This window comes from Bradyrhizobium sp. USDA3010, assembly GCF_056429065.1.
On the sequence record NZ_JBWJZD010000122.1, the window covers coordinates 1 to 1,261 of the forward strand.

General features: G+C 65.5%; 1 protein-coding gene. It reads right to left on the bottom strand.

The genetic code is table 11. The annotated features are described in order from the left end of the window. Nucleotides 1-267: 267 nt before the first annotated feature. A partial coding sequence (locus AC066Y_RS43205; protein WP_478279132.1) for an IS110 family RNA-guided transposase occupies nucleotides 268-1,261 on the bottom strand: 994 nt, incomplete at its 5' end.

The window sequence follows — 1,261 nt, forward strand, 5'->3', positions numbered from 1 at the left end:
GGGACCCATATGTGGACGGCCCCCGTGGCACAAGAGCGTTCTGGGCTTGGTCGGATCGCTGTCATCCATATGTCCGGCCTGTTTGATGCGATCGTGTTGATCGCTGGGCCAAGATGGTTTCCGCGACGCGAGTGCCAAACAACCTGGCGACCTTGTGAAGGCCAATGGGTCCCGCGGCTTGTCTCGCGTTCTGGATCGATCGATCATTCCATCTGCTCTTGCAGCTCCGGTTCAGCCGGCGAGCGCTGCGTCCGGCCGGCCGAACTGTTAGGTGACAGCGTTCATGCGTGCGGCATCATAGCTCTCGCCGGTCGCCATCAGCTTCCAGGCAATGCGGGCCACCTTGTTGGCGAGCGCTACGGCCGCAAGCTTCGGCGGCTTGCGCCTGAGCAACGCCACGAGCCAGCGCGAGGGCTGGCCGCGCCCGAGCCTTGCCTGCCGGATCACCGCGGTCGCACCGGCCACGAGCAGGCGACGCAGGGTCTCGTCGCCGGCGCGGGTAATCTTGCCGAGCCTGGTTTTGCCGGCGGTGGAATGGTCCTTGGGCGTCAGGCCGAGCCAGGCCGCGAACAAGCGGCCGGAGCGGAAGGCGTGCGGGTCCGGCGTCTTCATCACAAGCGAGGTCGCGATGATCGGACCGACCGAGGGGATCTGGGCCAGACGACGGCTGGTGGCGTTGGCCCGGTGCCAGGCCAGCAGCCTGGCCTCGACCGCCTTCAGCTCACCCTGCAACTGCGCATAGTCACGGCCCTGCATGGCGAACAGCTCGCGCGCCATAGCGGGAACGCTCTCGTCCTGCGTGATCCGGGCCAACAGCGGCTCGATCTTGTCCAACCCCTTCGGCGCGATCAGGCCAAACTCCGCCGCGTAGCCGCGGATCGCATTGCTGAGCTGGGTACGGCGGCCGATCAGCCCGTCGCGGACACCTGCAAGCATCAGCGCGGCCTGCTGTTCGGCGCTCTTCACCGGCACAAACCGCATCCGCGGTCGGCCCATCGCTTCGCACACCCCATCCGCATCTCGCCCGTCGTTCTTGTTCCGCAGCACATAAGGCTTCACCAACTGCGGCGCTATCAGCTTCACCTCATGGCCAAGCTTGCCAAGCTCGCGCCCCCAGTAATGGGCCGCGCCGCAGGCCTCCATCCCGATCACCGTCGGCGGAAGCTTGGCAAAAAACTCAAGCACCTGCTTGCGCGACAGCTTCTTGCGCAACACCGGCTGTTCCGCCGCGTCAACTCCATGCAGCACAAAAATATGCTTC